Below are 17,663 nucleotides of genomic sequence, written 5' to 3'. Positions count from 1 at the left end.
GGTCCGCGGTCACAGCTCGCCCAGCGCGGAGTCGCTGAGGTCCAGGGCGCGTTGCCGCCGGCGGCGGGTGGCGTCGCTGATCTCGCCGGCGTGGTGGAGCCGGTCGAGCTCGCGCAGTTCGACGGCGATGAGGTCGCGGCGCACGGCGCGCGCGGAGAGGTCGTGCTCGCGGTGCTCGTCGGAGAGCTCCGGGTGCTCCTCGATGCGGTGGTTGAGGGCGCGGCGCAGGGCGGCGCCGACGGCCGGGGCCACCGACTGCCGGTCCTCGAGTTCGTCGAGGCGGGCCAGGGCCGCGCGGGCGGTGCGCACGTCGGCGAGCGTGTCCTCGGCGCTGAGGGCGGACGGGCTGGCCGCGATCCCGGACCGGCGCACCAGCGGGCTGAGGGTGAAGCCCTGCACGGTGAGGGTCAGCACGATCACGGCGACGGTGATGGTGACGGTCAGCGCGCGTCCGGGCAGTGCGGCGCCGGCGGCGGTGAGCAGCGGCAGGGAGAGGGCAGCGGTCAGCGGCAGCACGCCTCGGGCACCGGCCCAGGACACCACGGCGGCGGTACGGAAGGACAGCCGCCGCCCGGCCGGTGCGGGCAGGAACGCGGCCAGCGGCAGGACCCACAGGAACCGCACGGCGAGCAGCGTCGCGGCGACCGCGACCACCTGCCAGAGCAGCCGTCCCGGCGCGCCGGCGACGTCGGCGACGAGCCCGGGCAGGGTCAGCCCGATGACGGCGAAGACGATCGACTCGAGCAGGAAGACGACCGTGCCGTAGACGGCGTGCAACTGCAGCCGGATGCCCGGGTTGGTGAGGCTGGCCGACAGGCCGCCCAGGATGACGCTGGCCACCACGACGGCGGTGACGCCGGAGACGTGCGCGGCCTCGGCGGCGACGTAGGCCACGTACGGGGTGAGCAGCGCGATCACCGTCTCCAGGACCGGGTCCTCGGTGCGCCGCCGGATCACCGCCACGCACGCCGCGACCACCGCGCCCACGGCCGCGCCGCCGCCGGCCAGCAGGACGAACTGGCCGATCGCCCGCTGCCACGACAGGGCGCCCCCGGCCACCGCCCCGGCCACCGCGACCCGGAAGAGCACGAGGCTGGTCGCGTCGTTGAAGAGGCTCTCGCCCTGCAGCAGCGTGTGCACCTTCGCCGGCAGCGGTAGCCGCCGGCCGAGCGCGGTCACGGCGACCGGGTCGGTGCTGGCCAGGATCGCGCCGAGGACGAAGGCCATGGCGGCGGGCAGGCCGGTGACCGCGGCGGCCACGACACCGACGGCGGCGGCGGAGGCGAGCACGAGCCCGAAGGCGAGGATCGTCACGGGCCGCCAGACCCGCCGCAGCTCCCGCCAGGACAGGTCCTCCCCGGCGGCGTAGAGCAGCGGGGGCAGCACGATGACCGAGACGAGCTGCGGGTCGATGCTGATCCGCGGTACGAACGGCAGCATTCCGGCGGCGACCCCGGCCGCCACGAGCAGCGAAGGGGCCGGCACGCTGAGCCGCCGGGCCGAGACCGCCACGACGGTGGCGAGCACGATCAGCGCCAGAACGATCTCGACTTTCTCCACGCAACGCCTCCGGCCAGCCGACATCCCCTGCCGACCAGACTTCCCGGCGCACCGCGGACAAGCCTAGACGCCGCGCGGGGCGGTCACCGAGCGGCGGTCCAGGACGAGCGTGGCGACCTCGACCCAGCGGCGGCCGCAGGAGCAGCGGCGGTACCGCACCAGCCCCTCCGACGTCGGGTGGACCGACTCGACGGCGGCCCCCGCCGCCGCCCGCCCGCAAGCAGCGCAGTTCTCCATGCGGCAAGCGTGCTGTAATGGCCTTGTGCAATTCAACCCTTACGGCGGCACGGGCGCCTTCCTGGCCGCCAAGCTGCTGAACGCGCCCGTGCTGACGACCCCGGCGCTGGTCCGCGCGCTGGCCGGCCTGGAGATGACCACCCACGACGTCGACGAGTCCCATGCGGCGGCGCTGGCCACCTGGATCGAGCGCGTCCGGCCGGTCTTCGGCGAGCCGGACGAGCACCGGCAGATCACCCTGGTCAACGCCCTGCTGGCCGAGGCCACCACCTCGGTGCGGGTGTCCAACCACGACGGCAAGGCGCCGCACCTGCACTACACGGCGGCCATCGACGACCCCGTCGAGCGCATCCGCTCGGCGATCGCCGGGGGCCTGGCCGTGGCCATCTGCGGCGCCGGCGGCTCGCGGCTGGGGCGCTGCGGGCGGCCCGGGTGCGGCGTGGTGTACGTCGACACCTCCCGCAACGGCCGCCGCCGCTTCTGCACCACCACCTGCGCGAACCGCATCAACGTGGCGGCCCACCGGGCGCGGGCGGCGCTGGCGTAGCACGGACGGTCGCCGCCCGGGGTTGAAGGCGGCGCGCCGGGGCATCCAGCCGGCATGTCGAGCGCGGGGATGACGCTGGTGACCGGGGCCGGGGGCGGGACCGGCGGTGTTGGACGGACCGCCGTGGAGCTGCTGCGCGGGCGGGACCTCCCCGTCCGGGCGCTCGTGCACCACGACGACGAGCGGGCCGGCCCGCTGCGGGCCGCCGGGGCCGAGGTCGTCGTCGGCGACCTCACCAGCGGCGCCGACGTGGTCCGGGCGATGGACGGCTGCCGCCGGGTGTACTTCGGCATGAGCGTCTCGCCGTCCTACCTGCAGGCGGCCGCCGTCGTCGGGGCCGCGGGCCGGGCGGCCGGCGACCTCGAGCTGCTGGTCAACATGTCGCAGATGACCGTGTCGCAGATGTCGCTCACCAGCACCGGCGAGTCGGCGCAGCAGCACCTGCACTGGCTCGGGGAGCAGATCCTCGACTGGTCCGGGCTGCCGGTCGCCCACGTCCGGCCGACCGTGTTCCTGGAGAACCCGCTGTTTCGCATCCTCGCCCTCGGCACCATCCGGCGCGACGGCACGATCCGGCTTCCGTTCGGCAGCGAACGGACCTCGCCCGTCGCCGCCGAAGACGTGGCGGCCGTCGTGGCGGCGCTGCTCACCGAGGGCCGCAAGCCCGACGTCTACGAGCTCACCGGGCGGCGGGCGCAGCGCATGGATGAGATGGCCGCCGAGCTGACGAAGACCCTCGGCCGGCCGGTGCGGTACGTGGACGTCGCCTACGACGAGTGGGTGCGCCACGACCTCGAGCCGCTGGGCCTGCCCGCGCACGTCGAGCAGCACGTCGCCACGATGGCACGCCTGCACGCCGAGGGCCGCTACAACCGGGAGACGGACACGGTGGAGCGGCTCCTCGGCCGCCCGCCGGCCACCGCGGGCGACGTGTTCAGCGACTGGCTCGACGCGCCCCGCGGGTCATGAATCCCTTTTTTCGGGATTTGGAGCAAGTGGCATCAAAAGCCGTGGGACAAGCGCCGAACGGCCGATCACAGAGGTCGATCTCTGTGCGAGCATCCACCCGTGGAGACGATCGTCGTGCCGTTCGAGGGGCCAGGAGCCGGAACCGGACCGCTGAACTGGGGGCAGCGCCAGGTGTGGGCGGCGATGGTGGAGAGCGACTCGTCGATGAGCATGGGCGGCGTGGTCGCTGTCGACGACGGACGCACCACCGAGGACATCGCCGCGGAGCTGCGGTTCTTCATGAACCGCTACGCCGCGATGCGCACCCTGCTGCGCTTCGACGCCGACGGCGAGGTGACCCAGGAGGTCTTCGGCACCGGCGAGGCCCTCCTCCACGTCCTGGACGTCGACGGCGGAGAGGATCCAGCGGCCGCCGCCGAGGCCCTCGCCGCCCGGTGGCGCGAGCGCAAGTTCGACTACGAGACCGAGTGGGCGCTGCGGATGGCCGTGGTCCGCAAGGACGGCGCCGTCACGCACGTCGTCGCGCTGGTCTGCCACATCGCCTCCGACCTCGGCGGCATGACGGTGATGATGCGCGAGCTGGCCGGGCGCGACCCACGCACCGGCGCGCCGGCCGCCCCGTACGAGGCGCCGCAGCCGCTGGACCTGGCCCGCCGGCAGCGGGAGCCGGCGATGGCCCGGCAGACCGCGGCGGCGATGCGCTACTGGGAGGGGCATCTGCGGGCCATCCCGGCCAGCATGTTCCGCGGGCCGGTCGACCGCGGCGAGCCCCGCTTCCGGCGGCTGCGCTGGCAGTCCCGCGCCTTGCACCTGGCCTCCGGCGCGCTGGTGGACCGGTTCGGGGCCGACCCGGCGTGGGTGCTGCTGGCCGCGTTCGCCGCCGCCTTCGACCGGGTGCAGCCGGGCAGCGGGCCGCTGGTGGCGATCACCATCGTCGGCAACCGCTTCCGGCCCGGGCTGCGCGACGTGGTCAACCCGATCACCCAGGACGGCCTGTGCGTGCTGGACGTGGCCGGGGCGGAGCCGGCCGAGGCGATCGCGCGGGCGCGCACGGCGTCGATGAGCGCGTCGAAGTACGCCTACTACGACCCCCAGGCCCGGGCCGCGCTCACCGAGCGGCTCATCCGCGAGCGGGGCGAGCACCTGGACCTCACCTGCATCTACAACGACCGCCGCACGGCCGCCCGCCCGGACGCGGTGCCCGGCCCGGAGTCGATCCGCGCGGCGCTGGGCGAGACGGCCGAGCTGTCGGAGGAGCCGCTGCGGTTCCTGGGCCCGAAGCTGATGCTGATCATCGAGGACGTTCCGGACGTGGTACGCCTCTTCGCCGAGGTCGACACCCGCCATCTGTCCCTTGTGGACCTGCGCGCGATGCTGCAGGAGATGGAGGACTTCGTCGTCGGCGCGGCCCTGCACGCCGTCGCCTCGTAAGGGGCCCGCTACACCCGGAACTGGTCGACCAGGACGCGCAGCTCGCGGCTCATCGCCGCGAGCTCCTCGGCCGCCGCGCGGGTGTCCTCGACGCCGTCGGTGGTGACCCGGGCCGCCTCGGAGATGGTGGAGATGTCGGCCGCGATGTCGGCCGAGCCGGCCGCGGCCCGGGAGATGTTGCGGCTCATCTGGTCGGTGGTGGCGGTCTGCTCCTGCACCGCCGCCGCGATCGTGGTCTGGTAGTCGCCCAGCCGCCCGGTGATCTCCACGATCCGGTTGATCGCCTCCGTCGCCGCCGACGTGTCGGCCTGGATGCTCTGCACCTTGCCGGCGATGTCCCCGGTCGCCCGCCCGGTCTCCTGGGCCAGCTCCTTGACCTCGTTGGCCACCACGGCGAAGCCCTTGCCGGCCTCCCCGGCCCGGGCCGCCTCGATGGTCGCGTTGAGCGCCAGGAGGTTGGTCTGCTCGGCGATGTCGGTGATCACCTTGACCACGTCGCCGATCTGCTGGCTCGAGCCGGACAGACGGCCGATGACGTCGATCGCCGACTGGGTCAGCACGGCCGTCTGGCCGCCGACCTGGGCCGCCTCGGCCGCGGTGCCGGAGATCTTCTGGATCGAGGAGCTCATCTCCCCCGCGCCCGTGGCGACCGTCCGCACGTTGCCGGAGACCTCGCCGGCCGAGGCGACGATCCGCCCGGACTGCGCCGAGGTCTGCTGGGCGCTGGACATGATCCGGCTGGACGTCTCGGTGAGCCGCTCGCTGGCCACCGCCACGGTCGAGGCCGAGCCGCTGATCGCCCGGACCGTCCCGGCGATCTTGTCCACGAACTGGTTGAACGAGCGGCTGACCGCGGTGAACTCGTCGTGGCCGGCGACCGCAAGGCGGCGGGTCAGGTCGCCCTCGCCCTCGGCGATGTCGGCCAGCCGGTCGCCGAGGGCCCGCAGCGGCCGGACCACCGACAGGGTCAGCGCCGCGGCGAGCACGATCGACAGCAGCAGCGCGGCGACGCCGACGATGGCGGCGGTACGGCTGGTGGCGGAGGCGGTGGAGCGGGCCGAACGCTGCGCGGCCTCGGCCCGGGCCCGGGCGTCGCCGAGCAGCTGGTCGACGGGGTCGGCGATGTGCGCGTACACGTCCAGCCCCTCGCCGGCGACCAGGTCGTTGGCGGCCTCGGTCGTGCCGGCCCGGAAGGCCGCGATGATCCGGTCGTCGAGGGCCTCGAAGTCGGCGAACGCGGTGCGGATGGCCTGGACCGCGGCCCGCTCGCCGGGCTCCAGCGGCAGCGCGGCCATGGTGTCGAGCTCGCCGGCGAAGTCCTTCATCGACTGCAGGAACGCCTGGCGCGTCTCGGCGGAGTCCTCGGCCGCCCCGGCCAGGCCGCGGGTGATGTCCAGGGCGTAGCCGGCCTGCCAGCCGGACACGTCGGTGATCCGGAACTTCAGCTGCTCGGCCGCGTCGAGCTGGGCCTGGGTGTCCGACAGGTGCGCGGCGGTGTCGCGGGTGCCGTGGGAGGAGGAGATGGCGGCGAGCCACATCGCCACCACGCACAACGACAGGACCAGGAACCCGATGACCAGCCGCGTCGTGACCCGCGTACGCCGGAGTACCTCCATGATCGGCTCATCGGCACCCCGGCGGGAGCCCCGAGGAAAATCAGGGAATCGCGTCGGCCACGGCCACCCGGGCCGCGTCCGGATCGGCCCGGCTCCAGTTCGGGTGGGCCCGGTGTGCCCGAACGTCCCGGGCGACGCCGGCCGCCCCATGAACCACGGCTGGTCCACCTCCAGGCCGGGCCCGCGTCCACCGGCCCGGCCTGCGCCGACACGTCCTTGTCCCCGCACCCGGCCACCGCTGCGACCGACGCGGCCGGCCGGCCCCGAGCAGGCAGCGTCGAGCGGACGAGGATTCCGGCCAGCCGTGCCGGTCGCGGGTGACGGTGACCAGCGTCCCGCGGCGCCCGCCGGCCGCGCGGGCCTCACCCGGCCCGCTGCGACAATGACCGGGTGAGACGTGCCTCGACCGGCCTCGTGGTGGCCGTGGCCGGCCTCGGCCTGGCCACGTGCGCGCTGGAGCCGCTGCGCGGGCACCTGTCGCTCGCGTCGGTGGCGCTGCTGTTCCTGGTGCCCGTCGCCGCCACCGCGATGGCCGGCGGGCCGTGGCCGGCGATCGGGGCCGCGGTGGCCGCCGACGCGCTGGTCAACTTCTTCTTCGTGCCGCCGTACCGGACGCTGCGCGTCGCCAGCACGGACAACGCGATCGTGCTGGTGGTGTACGTCCTCGTCGCCGCCGCGGTCGCGGTGGCCATGGCCGTGATGGCCCGGCAGCGGGCCGCGGCCGCCCGCCGCGAGGTCGAGTCGCGGCTGCTCGCCCAGCTCGGCGCCGCCCCGGCGGCCGCCGACGCGCTCGCCGGCATCCTGGCCCAGGTGCGCGACGCCTACGGGATGGACGCCGTGGCCCTCGTCGAGCGCGGCGCCCCGGTCGCGGCCGTCGGCGAACCGCCCGGCGGTGCCCCGGCGCTCAGCGTGGCCGCCGGGCCGGGGATGCGGCTGGACGCCTGGGGGCCGGCCGTCTTCGCCGAGGACAGGCAGACCCTCGGCCGGCTGGCCGCCGCGGCCGCCCGGCTGCACGAGCGCCAGCACCTCGCCGACGAGGCGGCCCGCGCCCGCGAGCTGGACGAGGTCGACCGGCTGCGCACCGCCCTGCTCGACGCGGTCAGCCACGACCTGCGCACGCCGCTGGCCGGGATCAAGGCGGCCGTGTCCAGCCTGCGCCAGCGCGACGTGCAGTGGAGCCCGCAGGACCACGACGACCTGCTGGAGACCGTCGAGGACGCCACCGACCGGATGACCGCCCTCGTCGAGAACCTGTTGTCGCTGAGCCGGCTGCGGGCCGGGGTGCTGTCGGCCACGCCCGAGCCGACCGCGCTGGACGCCGTCGCTGCCGGGGCCGTGCTGCAGCTGCCCGACCACGCCCGGGTCGCCGTCGACGTCCCCGACGACCTGCCGCTCGCCCTGGCCGACCCGGGCCTGCTGGAGCGCGTGGTGGCCAACCTGGTCGCCAACGCCCTGGCCGCCGCCCCGCACGTGCGCATCACCGGAGAACCCTCGGGCGACCGCGTGCGGCTCCTGGTCGCCGACGACGGCCCCGGCATCTCGGCCGCCGACCGCGCCACCATGTTCGAGCCGTTCCAGCGCCGCGGCGACCACGGGCACGGCCAGGGTCTCGGGCTGGGCCTGGCCATCGTGCGCGGCTTCACCGAGGCGATGGGCGGCACGGTGACCGCCTCCGACACCCCCGGAGGAGGGCTGACCATGACCGTGGAGCTGCTGGCCGTGGTGTGGGACGGCGCATGACCAAGGTCCTCATCGTCGACGACGACGAGCCGCTGCTGCGCGCGCTGCGGCTCAACTTCGCCGCCCGTGGCTACCAGGTGCAGACCGCCACCAGCGCCGCCGCCGGGCTGGCCGCCGCCGCGGACCATCCGCCCGACCTCGTCGTGGTCGACCTCGGCCTGCCCGACCTCGACGGGCTCGACGTGGTGACGGGCATCCGGGGGTACAGCACCGTGCCCATCATCGTGCTGTCGGCCCGCCACGGCGGCCCGACCAAGGTGGCCGCCCTGGACGCCGGCGCCGACGACTACGTCACCAAGCCGTTCGGCATGGACGAGCTGCTGGCCCGGATGCGCGCGGCGCTGCGGCGGGCCGCGCCGGCCCCGGCCACCCCGGTGCTGGAGGCCTCGTCCTTCCGCCTGGACCTGTCGGCGAAGCAGGCCACCGGCCCGGACGGGCGGCCGGTGCGGCTCACCCCGACCGAGTGGCACCTGCTGGAGGTCCTGGCGCGGCACGCCGGGAAGCTGGTCGAGCAGCGCACGCTGCTGCGGGAGGTGTGGGGGCCGAAGTACGAGAAGGAGACCAACTACCTGCGGGTCCACTTCGCCAACCTGCGGCGCAAGCTGGAGGCCGACCCGGCCCGGCCCCGCCACATCCGGACCGAGCCCGGCATCGGCTACCGCCTCGAGCTCTGACCGCGTCAGCCTACGGTTGCCGATATGTCTCGGTAACCGTAAGCTCGCGCACATGGCCGCCATGCGGGAACCGACGTTTCTCATCCTGACCGCGCTCGCCGCGGGGACGCTGCACGGATACGGGCTGATCCAGGAGGTCAGCGAGCTGTCGCGGGGCGAGGTCGTGCTCGGCGCGGGGACGCTCTACGGGGCGCTGGACCGCCTCGCCGAGCAGGGCCTCATCGCCGTCGACCGCGACGAGGCGGTCGACGGCCGCCTGCGCCGGTACTACCGCCTGACCGACGAGGGCGCCGCGGCCCTGGCCACCGAGGCCGAGCGGCTGCGCCGGCACGCGGCGGCCGCCGTCGAGCGCCTCCGCGGCCGCTCGGGCCTCGCCTTCGGCGGGGCGAACGCATGAGGCCGCTGCAGCGCCGCTACGCGCGGCTGATGCTGGCCTACCCGCGCGCCTACCGCCGCACGCACGGCGCCGAGATCGTCACCACGCTCATGGACGCCGCCGGCCCCGATCGCTCCCGGCCCACCGCCGCCGAGGCCCGCGACCTGCTGCTCGGCGGCCTGCGGCAGCGCTTCCGGCTGCCGGTCGGCCGGCTGGTCGTCGTGGCCGCGGTGCTCGCCGCGCTCACCGTGGGCGCCCTCGGCGCGGGCGTCGGCTCGGCGCTGGGCTGGACCGCCGCCCGGCGCCCGCCCACCGACGCGGCCGTCGCCGAGATCGCCGAGCTGGCGCTGGGCACAACGGCGCGCCCCATCATCTCGCGGGAGGAGCACGGGCTGACCTACGAGGTCCTGGTGGGCACGGGGCGGGCCCCGATCGGGCCATGGTCGGCCGAGCAGGCCACGGACCGGCTCCAGGCCGCCGGCTGGGCGGTGCGGCCGGCCCGGAGTGTGCCGACCGACGTCACGTATCTGGACTCGGGCCGTGTCACCCACTGGACCGAAGAGTCGATCGACCTCGTCGCGCAGCGCGACGGCCTGGTGCTGGACGTGACCGTCAGCCGGCCTCCGATCGGCGGAAAGGTCGGGGTCCTGTCGATCCAGCCGGCCGCACCCGCGCCCGTGCTGCCGCTCACCCTCCTCGGCGCCGTGGCCGGCCTGATCGCCGGCTGGCTGCTCACCGCCCGGGTCGGCTACCGGCTGCGCCGCGTGGAGCCGTGGCCGCGGTTCGCGATCGCCGGCGTGGCGGTCGTCGCCGGGCTGCTGCTCGCGCCGTGCACGCTGCGCTCCTGGCTCATCAGCGGGTGGGCGGTCACCGCCGCGGCCGGGTCTGATTGGCACGGGCTCGGCGGGCGGCCGCTGCCGGGCGCGTACACGGGCTATCTGGGCCCCGTGGGCCCGCTCGCCGCGGGCGGCCTGCTGCTCGCGGCCCTCGCCGTGGTCCTGGCCCGGCTGACCCGCCCGGCCGAGGCCCGGGCCGACCCCGAGCCGGCCGGGTAGCTCAGGCGCGGGGCAGGGTCAGGGTCATCGTCAGGCCGCCGCCCGGGGTGGGCTCCGGGACCAGGCTGCCGCCCATGGCCTCGGCCAGGCCGCGGGACAGGGCCAGGCCGAGGCCGACCCCGGTGGCGTTGTCGCGGTCGCCGAAGCGCTGGAAGGGCTGGAAGACGCGGTCGTGGTCGGCGGCCGGCAGGCCCGGGCCGTGGTCGACGACCCGGACCTCGACCCGGCCGGCGTGCTCGCTCGCGCTGACCGTGGGCGGGCGGTCGGCCGGGCTGTAGCGCAGCGCGTTGGCGAGCACGTTGACCAGGATCCGCTCCAGCAGGCCCGGGTCGGCGCTCACCTCCGGCAGCGTCTCCGGCAGGCTGATCGCGACGACGGCGTCGAGGTCGTCGGCGGCCCGGGGCAGCGCGTCGGCCAGGTCGACCGGCTGCACCACCAGGGCCAGCGCGCCGGCCTGCAGCCGGGACATGTCGAGGAGGTTCTCCACCAGCCGGGCGAGCCGGTCCAGGGACTCCTCGGCGGTGGCCAGCAGCTCGGCCTCGTCCTCGACCGAGAACTGCACGTCGGGGCTGCGCAGGCTGCCGACCGCGGCCTTGGCCGAGGCGAGCGGGGTGCGCAGGTCGTGGCTGACCGCGGACAGCAGCGCGGTGCGCAGCCGGTCGACCTCGGCCAGGGTGCCGGCCTCCGCGGCCCGCTCGGCCAGCCGCCGCTGGCGCAGCGCGATCGCGGCGTGCGCGGCGAACGCCTCGACCAGCCGGCGGGCCTCGGCCGGCAGCGGGTGCCCGCGCAGCACCATGGCGACGTCGTCCTCGACCGGGACCTCCGTCTCGCCGTCGGACGGGCTGGCGCTCGGTTGCCCGCCGACGGACGCGGCCGTGCGCCACGGGGCGTGCTCCCCCTCGCGCTCCAGGAGCGTGACGGCGGTGAGCCCGAAGGACTCCCGGACCCGTTCGAGCAGCGCCTCGAGGGGGTTGTCGCCGTGCAGGACGCTGCCGGCGAGGGTGGCCAGGGTCTGGGCCTCGGCCGAGGCGCGGGCGGCGTCGCGGGCCCGGCGGGCCGCCCCGTCGACGACGGTGGCCACGGCGACGGCGACGAACACGAAGGCGACGAGGGCGAAGACGTTCTCGCGCTCGGCGATCGTGAACCGGTACAGCGGTGGCGTGAAGTACCAGTTGAGCACGACGAATCCGCCGATGGCGCAGATCAGGGCGGGCAGGAGGCCGCCGAGCAGCCCGGCGCCCACCGCCAGGACCAGGTACGCCAGGATGTCGCTGGGCAGCGACATGTCCCCGCGGGCGGCGCCGAGCGCGACGGTGAGCAGCGGCAGGCCGGCCAGCCCGAGGACCAGGCCGGCGAGGCGGCGGCGCAGGTCCAGGCCGCTGCGGCCGGCCCGCCAGGCGAACCGGCGGGCCTCCTCGTGGGTGACGAGGTGCACGTCGATCGAGCCCGACGCGGCGGTGGTGGTGACGCCGACGCCGGGCGAGAAGACCTGGGCGAGGCGGCCCCGGCGGCTGGCGCCGAGGACGAGCTGGGTGGCGTTGACGCCGCGGGCGAAGTCCAGCAGCGCCCGCGGCACGTCGGCGCCGAGCACCTGGTGGTAGGTGCCGCCGAGCGACTCGACCAGCAGCCGCTGGCGGGTCAGGTTGGCCGGGTCGGCGCCGGCCAGCCCGTCGCCGCGGACCACGTGCACGGCCAGCAGGTCGGCCGCCTTGGTGCGGGCCGCCACCCGGGCCGCCCGGCGGATCAGCGTGTCGCCCTCGGGCCCGCCGGTGAGCGCCACCACGACCCGCTCCCGGGTCTCCCACGTCTTGTCGATGGCGTGCTGGGCCCGGTAGCTCTCCAGCTGCTCGTCGACCTTGTCGGCCAGCCAGAGCAGGGCCAGCTCGCGCAGGGCGGTGAGGTTGCCGACCCGGAAGTAGTTGCCGAGCGCCGCGTCGACCTTCTCGGGCCGGTAGATGTTGCCGTGGGCCATCCGGCGGCGCAGGGCCTCCGGGGTCATGTCGACGAGCTCGATCTGTTCGGCGCGGCGCACGACGGCGTCGGGGAGGGTCTCGCGCTGGGGGACGCCGGTGATGGACTCGACGACGTCGTTGAGCGACTCGAGGTGCTGGATGTTGACGGTGGTGAGCACGTCGATGCCGGCGGCGAGCAGGGTGTCGACGTCCTGCCAGCGTTTGGCGTGCCGGCCGCCCGGGACGTTGGTGTGGGCGAGCTCGTCGACGAGGGCGACCTCGGGGTGGCGGGCCAGGACCGCGTCGAGGTCCATCTCGGTGAACTGGCTGCCGCGGTACTGCACCTGCTTGCGCGCCACGATCTCCAGCCCGTCGAGCATCGCCTCGGTGAAGGGGCGGTCGTGGGTCTCGACCAGGCCCACGACCACGTCGGTGCCGCGCTCCAGCCGGCGCCGCCCCTCCTCCAGCATCTTGTAGGTCTTGCCGACGCCGGGCGCAGCGCCGAGGTACACCCGCAGCGTCCCGCGCGTCGTCATCGTCAGCTCCTGTCCAGCGCCAGGTTGAGCTCCAGGACGTTGACCCCGGGCTCCCCCATGAATCCGAGCGTACGGCCGTCGGTGTGCTCCGCCACGAGCCTGCGCACCTGCGCCTGCGACAGGTGGCGGGCCGCCGCCACCCGCGGCACCTGCAGCTGCGCGTAGGCGACGCTGATGTGCGGGTCGAGGCCGCTGCCGCTGGCCGTCACCGCGTCGGCAGGCACGACCGGGTTGCCGGGCGCACCACCGCGCACGGGGGTGACGACTCCGCCGCTGTAGTCCTCGCCGTAGTTGGCGCACTCGACGGTGACGCCTTCCCAGGTGGTGACGAACGGCCTGGCCGGGCAGGCCTCGTTGAGGCTCACGGCGCGGGTCACCGGACCGGTGGCGCCGTCACGGTGGTAGACCGCCAGGACCGCCCCGACGCCGCCCGGGGTGCAGAAGGGCCGGGAGCCGTCGACGCCCTCCAGCTCGCCGACCGCCTTGCTGCGGGCGCACACCTGGGTCAGCAGGCCCTGCTTGCCCTTGTCCTGCTTGTCGGCCGGGTTGGGCAGGGTGTCCACGACGTACTCGGGGCCGAGGTTGCTGGCCGAGGTGGAGTCGGGGTCGTAGCCGGCGCCGGCCGCGGACGGGCGGGACTGGAAGTACTGCCGGAGCGGGTTGCCCTGCGCGTCGGTGAAGGACTGGCCGATGAGGGTGCTGCCGACGTGTCTGCCGTCCCTCGTGACGAGGGAGCCGTCGGCGTGGCCGGACAGGCCCGGGATGCGGGCGACGGCGACCATGAGCAGCGGGTAGGCGAGGCCGAGCACGACGGTCAGCACGACCAGGGCGCGCAGGGCGGCGAGGTGCTGGGCGATCCAGGCTGGGAGGCGCATCAGGAGATCCCCGGGATGTTCATGATGACGAGGTCGATGACTTTGATGCCGATGAACGGCACGATGATCCCGCCCAGGCCGTAGACCAGCAGGTTGCGGCGCAGCATCGCCGCCGCGCTGGACGGCCGGTAGCGCACGCCGCGCAGGGCGAGGGGCACCAGGGCGACGATGACCAGGGCGTTGAAGATGACCGCGGCCAGGATCGCCGAGGTCGGCGAGTGCAGCCGCATGATGTTGAGCGCGCCCAGGCCCGGGTAGATCGCGGCGAACATCGCCGGGATGATCGCGAAGTACTTGGCGATGTCGTTGGCGATGGAGAACGTGGTCAGCGCGCCGCGGGTGATGAGCAGCTGCTTGCCGATCTCCACGATCTCGATGAGCTTCGTCGGGTCCGAGTCCAGGTCGACCATGTTGCCGGCCTCCTTGGCCGCCGACGTGCCGGTGTTCATCGCCACCCCGACGTCGGCCTGGGCCAGGGCGGGGGCGTCGTTGGTGCCGTCGCCGGTCATCGCGACGAGCTTGCCGCCGGTCTGCTCCTGCTTGATGAGGGCCATCTTGTCCTCGGGGGTGGCCTCGGCGAGGAAGTCGTCGACCCCGGCCTCCTCGGCGATGGCCCTGGCCGTGAGCGGGTTGTCGCCGGTGATCATCACGGTGCGGATGCCCATCCGGCGCATGGCGTCGAAGCGTTCCCGCATGCCCCGCTTCACCACGTCCTTGAGGTGGATCACGCCGAGGGTGCGGGCCGGGCAGCCCTCGACGCGCTCGGCCACCACCAGCGGCGTGCCGCCCAGTGTCGACACGGCGTCCACGATGGACCCGACCTCGTTGGTCGGGTGGCCGCCGTGCTCGCGCACCCATTTCATCACCGCGGTCGCGGCGCCCTTGCGGACCTCGCGGCCGTCGATGTCCACCCCGGACATGCGGGTCTGTGCGGTGAACGGCACCCACGTGGCGCCGGTGACCTCCCGCTCGCGCAGCCCGTGGTGTTCCTTGGCGTAGACCACGATGCTGCGGCCCTCGGGGGTCTCGTCGGCGAGCGACGAGAGCTGCGCCGCCTCCGCCAGCTCGTCGATGCCGACGCCCTCGACCGGCAGCAGGTCGCCGGCCTGCCGGTTGCCCAGCGTGATCGTGCCGGTCTTGTCCAGCAGCAGCGTGTTCACGTCCCCGGCCGCCTCGACCGCGCGGCCGGACATCGCCAGGACGTTGCGCTGCACGAGCCGGTCCATGCCGGCGATGCCGATCGCGGACAGCAGCGCCCCGATCGTGGTCGGGATGAGGCAGACCAGCAGGGAGACCAGGACGATGCCGGTGACGCCGTCGGCGTTGAGCGCCGCGCTGTCGGGCGCGAACGCCTGCACCGCCTTGCTGTAGATGGCCAGGGGCTGCAGCGTCGCGACGGCCAGCAGGAAGATGATGGTCAGCGACGCCAGCAGGATGTTCAGCGCGATCTCGTTCGGCGTCTTCTGCCGGTTCGCGCCTTCGACCAGGGAGATCATCCGGTCGATGAAGGACTCCCCCGGCTTCTGGGTGATCCGCACGACGATCCGGTCGGAGAGCACCTTGGTGCCGCCGGTGACCGCGGACCGGTCGCCGCCGGACTCGCGGATGACCGGCGCGGACTCGCCGGTGATGGCCGACTCGTCGACGGAGGCGATGCCCTCGATGACGTCGCCGTCGCCCGGGATGATCTGACCGGCCTCGACGACCACGATGTCGCCCAGCCTGAGCTCGCTCGCCTGGACGGTGGTGCCGTCCTGGCGGTGCGCCACGGTTTCCTGCTTGGCCTTGCGCAGCGTGGCCGCCTGGGCCTTGCCCCGCCCCTCGGCGACCGCCTCGGCCATGTTGGCGAAGAGCACGGTCAGCCACAGCCACACGGTGATGACCCAGGCGAACACGCTCGGGTGGGCCACCGCGAGGACGGTGGTGAAGACCGAGCCGACCTCCACCAGGAACATGACCGGGTTGCGCCACAGCGTCGCCGGGTTGAGCTTGCGCAGCGCGTCCGGAGCGGACCGCCACATCTGTGCCGGGTCCAGCAGACCGCCGGCGATCCTGCGCGGCGTCGGGGTGGTCATCGGATTCCTTCCGCGAGCGGGCCGAGCGCGACGGCCGGCAGGTAGGTGAGCAGCACGACGACGACCGTGACGGCCACGACCATGCCGATGAAGAGGGGTTGGTACGTCCTGAGCGTCCCCGCCGACGCCGGCACCGGCTGCTGCCGGGCGAGCGAGCCGGCCAGGCCGAGGACGAACACCATCGGCAGGAACCGGCCCAGCAGCATGCACAGGCCCAGCGCGGTGTTGTAGAACTCGGTGTTCGCGCTGATGCCCGCGAACGCCGAACCGTTGTTGTTCGACGCCGAGGTGAAGGCGTAGAGCACCTCGGACAGGCCGTGGGCGCCCGGGTTGGCCATCGACGAGCGGGCCGCGGCGTTCCCCATCGCGATCGCCGTGCCGACCAGCACCAGCGCCGGGGTCGTCAGCAGGTACAGCGACGCGAACTTGATCTCCCGCGCGCCGATCTTCTTGCCCAGGTACTCGGGCGTGCGACCGACCATGAGCCCGGCCACGAAGACCGTGATGACGGCCAGGATCAGCATGCCGTACAGCCCGGAGCCCACGCCGCCGGGAGCGACCTCGCCGAGCATCATGTTCAGCATCGTCATCATGCCGCCGAGCGCGGTGTACGAGTCGTGGAACGAGTTGACCGCGCCGGTGGACGTGAGCGTCGTGGCCGCCGCGAACGTCGCCGACTGGGGCACGCCGAAGCGGGTCTCCACCCCCTCCGTGGCCGCGCCCGCCGCGGTCGGCACGGTGCCGGCGTGGTGCAGCTGCAGCGCGGTGAGCGCGACCACGCTGCCGATCGCGAGGATCGCCATGATGCCGGCGATGGCCAGGCCCTGCCGCTTGTCGCTGACCATGCGGCCGAAGACGCGGGGAAGGGAGAACGGGATCAGCAGGATCAGGAAGATCTCGAACCAGTTGGTCCACCCCGTCGGGTTCTCGAACGGATGGGCGCTGTTGACGTTGTAGAAGCCGCCGCCGTTGGTGCCGAGCTCCTTGATGACCTCCTGCGAGGCGACCGGGCCGCCGGTCACGTGCTGGGCGGCGCCCGCCAGGGTGGTCGCGTCGGTGCCGCCGGAGAGGTTCTGCACCACGCCGCCGGCGATCAGCACGATCGCGCCCAGCACCGCGACCGGCAGCAGAATCCGCACGCTGACGCGGACCAGGTCGACCCAGAAGTTGCCGAGCTGGTCCGTCTTCGCCCGCGCGAATCCCCGCACCAGCGCGAGCGCCACCGCGACGCCGACCGCGGCCGAGGTGAAGTTCTGCACCGCCAGGCCGGCCATCTGGACCAGGTGACCCATCGTGGCCTCGCCGGAGTACGACTGCCAGTTCGTGTTCGTCACGAAGCTCACGGCCGTGTTCCACGCCTGGTCCGGCTTCACCGGGTCGAACCCGAGGCTGAGCCACAAGTGGTTCTGGACCCGCTGGAAGAGGTACAGGAACAGGATCGACACCGCCGAGAAGGCCAGCACGCTGCGGGCGTAGACGCCCCACGACTGCTCGCCGTCCGGGTTCACCCCGGTCGCGCGGTACAGCACCTTCTCCGCGCGCAGGTGCCGGGCCGAGGTGACGGCCCGGTACATGAGGTCGCCGAAGGGCCGGTGTACCAGGACCAGGGCCGCGATCAGCGAGAGGATGAACAGCACGCCGGCTGTTGTCTGACTCATCAGAACCGTTCCGGGAAGAGGAGAGCGGCGATCAGGAAGACGGTCATCGCGACCGCGAGGACGAGGCCGGCGAGGTTCTCGGCGTTCACAGCCGCTCCACCGCCCGCACCGCCAGGCCGAGGACCGCGAAGGCCGCGATCGTCAGCAGCACGAACACCACATCAGCCACCGGGGGTGCCTCCTTCGTCGCGCACTGGGGACGCACGGCGTTCACCGGGACCCAGGGCCAGTGAAGGCCGGGCGGGTTCGGCCGCCCAGACGCGTTGACGAAATCCCTACGCGGGCCGGCGGTTTCTTGACGCGTTCTTTGCGCGGCCGGAGTCCTCCGTCACACGGGGCCGCCACTGCCCGGCCGCCGGTGA

The 17,663-nt window shown here is 74.1% G+C and carries 16 protein-coding genes; 7 read left to right on the top strand and 9 right to left on the bottom strand.

Going from position 1 to position 17,663, the window contains the following annotated elements; translation table 11 throughout:
* Window positions 1-9: 9 nt before the first annotated feature.
* Together ABD352_RS55155 and ABD352_RS55150 are read right to left on the bottom strand one after the other, a co-directional pair.
* Window positions 10-1,560 carry a Na+/H+ antiporter gene (locus ABD352_RS55155; protein ID WP_344620715.1) on the bottom strand — a complete coding sequence of 517 codons (1,551 nt, stop codon included), beginning with the start codon at window positions 1,558-1,560 and terminating at the stop codon, window positions 10-12.
* A 63-nt stretch (window positions 1,561-1,623) separates the two neighbouring features.
* Window positions 1,624-1,797, bottom strand: a complete 174-nt coding sequence (locus ABD352_RS55150) for a hypothetical protein (protein WP_344620714.1) — start codon at window positions 1,795-1,797, stop codon at window positions 1,624-1,626.
* A gap of 25 nt (window positions 1,798-1,822) precedes the next feature.
* Here ABD352_RS55150 and ABD352_RS55145 point away from each other — a divergent pair, with 25 nt between their 5' ends.
* The 3 genes from ABD352_RS55145 (at window position 1,823) to ABD352_RS55135 (ending at window position 4,744) form a co-directional block, all read left to right on the top strand.
* Window positions 1,823-2,344 carry a CGNR zinc finger domain-containing protein gene (locus ABD352_RS55145; RefSeq protein ID WP_344620713.1) on the top strand — a complete coding sequence of 174 codons (522 nt, stop codon included), beginning with the start codon at window positions 1,823-1,825 and terminating at the stop codon, window positions 2,342-2,344.
* Window positions 2,345-2,398: 54 nt separating this feature from the next.
* Window positions 2,399-3,313 (top strand): NAD(P)H-binding protein, encoded by a 915-nt coding sequence (locus ABD352_RS55140; protein ID WP_344620712.1) that lies wholly within the window; start codon window positions 2,399-2,401, stop codon window positions 3,311-3,313.
* Between the two features lie 99 nt (window positions 3,314-3,412).
* Window positions 3,413-4,744, top strand: a complete 1,332-nt coding sequence (locus ABD352_RS55135; protein ID WP_344620711.1) for a condensation domain-containing protein — start codon at window positions 3,413-3,415, stop codon at window positions 4,742-4,744.
* An 8-nt stretch (window positions 4,745-4,752) separates the two neighbouring features.
* Here ABD352_RS55135 and ABD352_RS55130 read toward each other — a convergent pair whose 3' ends face one another.
* Window positions 4,753-6,360: a methyl-accepting chemotaxis protein gene (locus tag ABD352_RS55130; protein WP_344620710.1), complete on the bottom strand. Its 1,608-nt coding sequence runs from the start codon at window positions 6,358-6,360 to the stop codon at window positions 4,753-4,755.
* Window positions 6,361-6,750: 390 nt separating this feature from the next.
* Here ABD352_RS55130 and ABD352_RS55125 point away from each other — a divergent pair, with 390 nt between their 5' ends.
* The 4 genes from ABD352_RS55125 (at window position 6,751) to ABD352_RS55110 (ending at window position 10,205) form a co-directional block, all read left to right on the top strand.
* On the top strand, window positions 6,751-8,100 hold the full coding sequence (locus ABD352_RS55125) for a sensor histidine kinase (protein ID WP_344620709.1): 1,350 nt from the start codon (window positions 6,751-6,753) through the stop codon (window positions 8,098-8,100).
* Window positions 8,097-8,774 (top strand): response regulator, encoded by a 678-nt coding sequence (locus ABD352_RS55120; protein ID WP_344620708.1) that lies wholly within the window; start codon window positions 8,097-8,099, stop codon window positions 8,772-8,774. Before ABD352_RS55125 ends, ABD352_RS55120 begins: the two co-directional genes overlap by 4 nt.
* Before the next feature lie 61 nt (window positions 8,775-8,835).
* Window positions 8,836-9,171: a PadR family transcriptional regulator gene (locus tag ABD352_RS55115; RefSeq protein ID WP_344620725.1), complete on the top strand. Its 336-nt coding sequence runs from the start codon at window positions 8,836-8,838 to the stop codon at window positions 9,169-9,171.
* The gene (locus ABD352_RS55110) at window positions 9,168-10,205 is read left to right on the top strand and encodes a hypothetical protein (protein ID WP_344620707.1); all 1,038 of its coding nucleotides are present in this window, start codon (window positions 9,168-9,170) and stop codon (window positions 10,203-10,205) included. Before ABD352_RS55115 ends, ABD352_RS55110 begins: the two co-directional genes overlap by 4 nt.
* A gap of 1 nt (window position 10,206) precedes the next feature.
* On the opposite strand, the gene ABD352_RS55105 is transcribed toward ABD352_RS55110, so the two are convergent.
* From ABD352_RS55105 to ABD352_RS55080, 6 genes are read right to left on the bottom strand one after another with little or no spacing between them, the layout of a single operon-like run.
* Window positions 10,207-12,693: a sensor histidine kinase gene (locus ABD352_RS55105; RefSeq protein ID WP_344620706.1), complete on the bottom strand. Its 2,487-nt coding sequence runs from the start codon at window positions 12,691-12,693 to the stop codon at window positions 10,207-10,209.
* A gap of 2 nt (window positions 12,694-12,695) precedes the next feature.
* Window positions 12,696-13,568, bottom strand: a complete 873-nt coding sequence (locus ABD352_RS55100) for a potassium-transporting ATPase subunit C (protein WP_344620705.1) — start codon at window positions 13,566-13,568, stop codon at window positions 12,696-12,698.
* A complete protein-coding gene (kdpB, locus tag ABD352_RS55095) occupies window positions 13,568-15,643 on the bottom strand; it encodes a potassium-transporting ATPase subunit KdpB (RefSeq protein ID WP_344620704.1) in 2,076 nt (691 codons plus the stop codon). The genes ABD352_RS55100 and kdpB overlap by 1 nt, the downstream gene beginning before the upstream one ends.
* Window positions 15,640-17,301: a potassium-transporting ATPase subunit KdpA gene (gene kdpA, locus ABD352_RS55090; protein WP_344620703.1), complete on the bottom strand. Its 1,662-nt coding sequence runs from the start codon at window positions 17,299-17,301 to the stop codon at window positions 15,640-15,642. The genes kdpB and kdpA overlap by 4 nt, the downstream gene beginning before the upstream one ends.
* Entirely contained in the window at window positions 17,301-17,390 is a 90-nt protein-coding gene (kdpF, locus tag ABD352_RS55085) for a K(+)-transporting ATPase subunit F (RefSeq protein WP_344620702.1), read from the bottom strand. Before kdpF ends, kdpA begins: the two co-directional genes overlap by 1 nt.
* The gene (locus ABD352_RS55080; protein WP_344620701.1) at window positions 17,387-17,515 is read right to left on the bottom strand and encodes a hypothetical protein; all 129 of its coding nucleotides are present in this window, start codon (window positions 17,513-17,515) and stop codon (window positions 17,387-17,389) included. Before ABD352_RS55080 ends, kdpF begins: the two co-directional genes overlap by 4 nt.
* Between the last annotated feature and the right edge of the window lie 148 nt (window positions 17,516-17,663).

Origin of the sequence: Dactylosporangium salmoneum (genome assembly GCF_039532525.1) — a bacterium.
Lineage (GTDB): Bacteria > Actinomycetota > Actinomycetes > Mycobacteriales > Micromonosporaceae > Dactylosporangium > Dactylosporangium salmoneum.
The sequence above is the reverse complement of the archived record's forward strand: the minus strand, read 5'-3'. Positions and strand labels throughout refer to the sequence as shown.

Bases quoted from the DNA above. Each gene is read 5' to 3' on its own strand.
- ABD352_RS55150 (WP_344620714.1), bottom strand. From the start codon at position 1,797: ATGGAGAACTGCGCTGCTTGCGGGCGGGCGGCGGCGGGGGCCGCCGTC.
- ABD352_RS55140 (WP_344620712.1), top strand. From the start codon at position 2,399: ATGTCGAGCGCGGGGATGACGCTGGTGACCGGGGCCGGGGGCGGGACC.
- ABD352_RS55130 (WP_344620710.1), bottom strand. From the start codon at position 6,360: ATGGAGGTACTCCGGCGTACGCGGGTCACGACGCGGCTGGTCATCGGG.
- ABD352_RS55120 (WP_344620708.1), top strand. From the start codon at position 8,097: ATGACCAAGGTCCTCATCGTCGACGACGACGAGCCGCTGCTGCGCGCG.
- ABD352_RS55115 (WP_344620725.1), top strand. From the start codon at position 8,836: ATGCGGGAACCGACGTTTCTCATCCTGACCGCGCTCGCCGCGGGGACG.
- ABD352_RS55110 (WP_344620707.1), top strand. From the start codon at position 9,168: ATGAGGCCGCTGCAGCGCCGCTACGCGCGGCTGATGCTGGCCTACCCG.
- ABD352_RS55105 (WP_344620706.1), bottom strand. From the start codon at position 12,693: ATGACGACGCGCGGGACGCTGCGGGTGTACCTCGGCGCTGCGCCCGGC.
- ABD352_RS55100 (WP_344620705.1), bottom strand. From the start codon at position 13,568: ATGCGCCTCCCAGCCTGGATCGCCCAGCACCTCGCCGCCCTGCGCGCC.
- kdpB (WP_344620704.1), bottom strand. From the start codon at position 15,643: ATGACCACCCCGACGCCGCGCAGGATCGCCGGCGGTCTGCTGGACCCG.
- kdpA (WP_344620703.1), bottom strand. From the start codon at position 17,301: ATGAGTCAGACAACAGCCGGCGTGCTGTTCATCCTCTCGCTGATCGCG.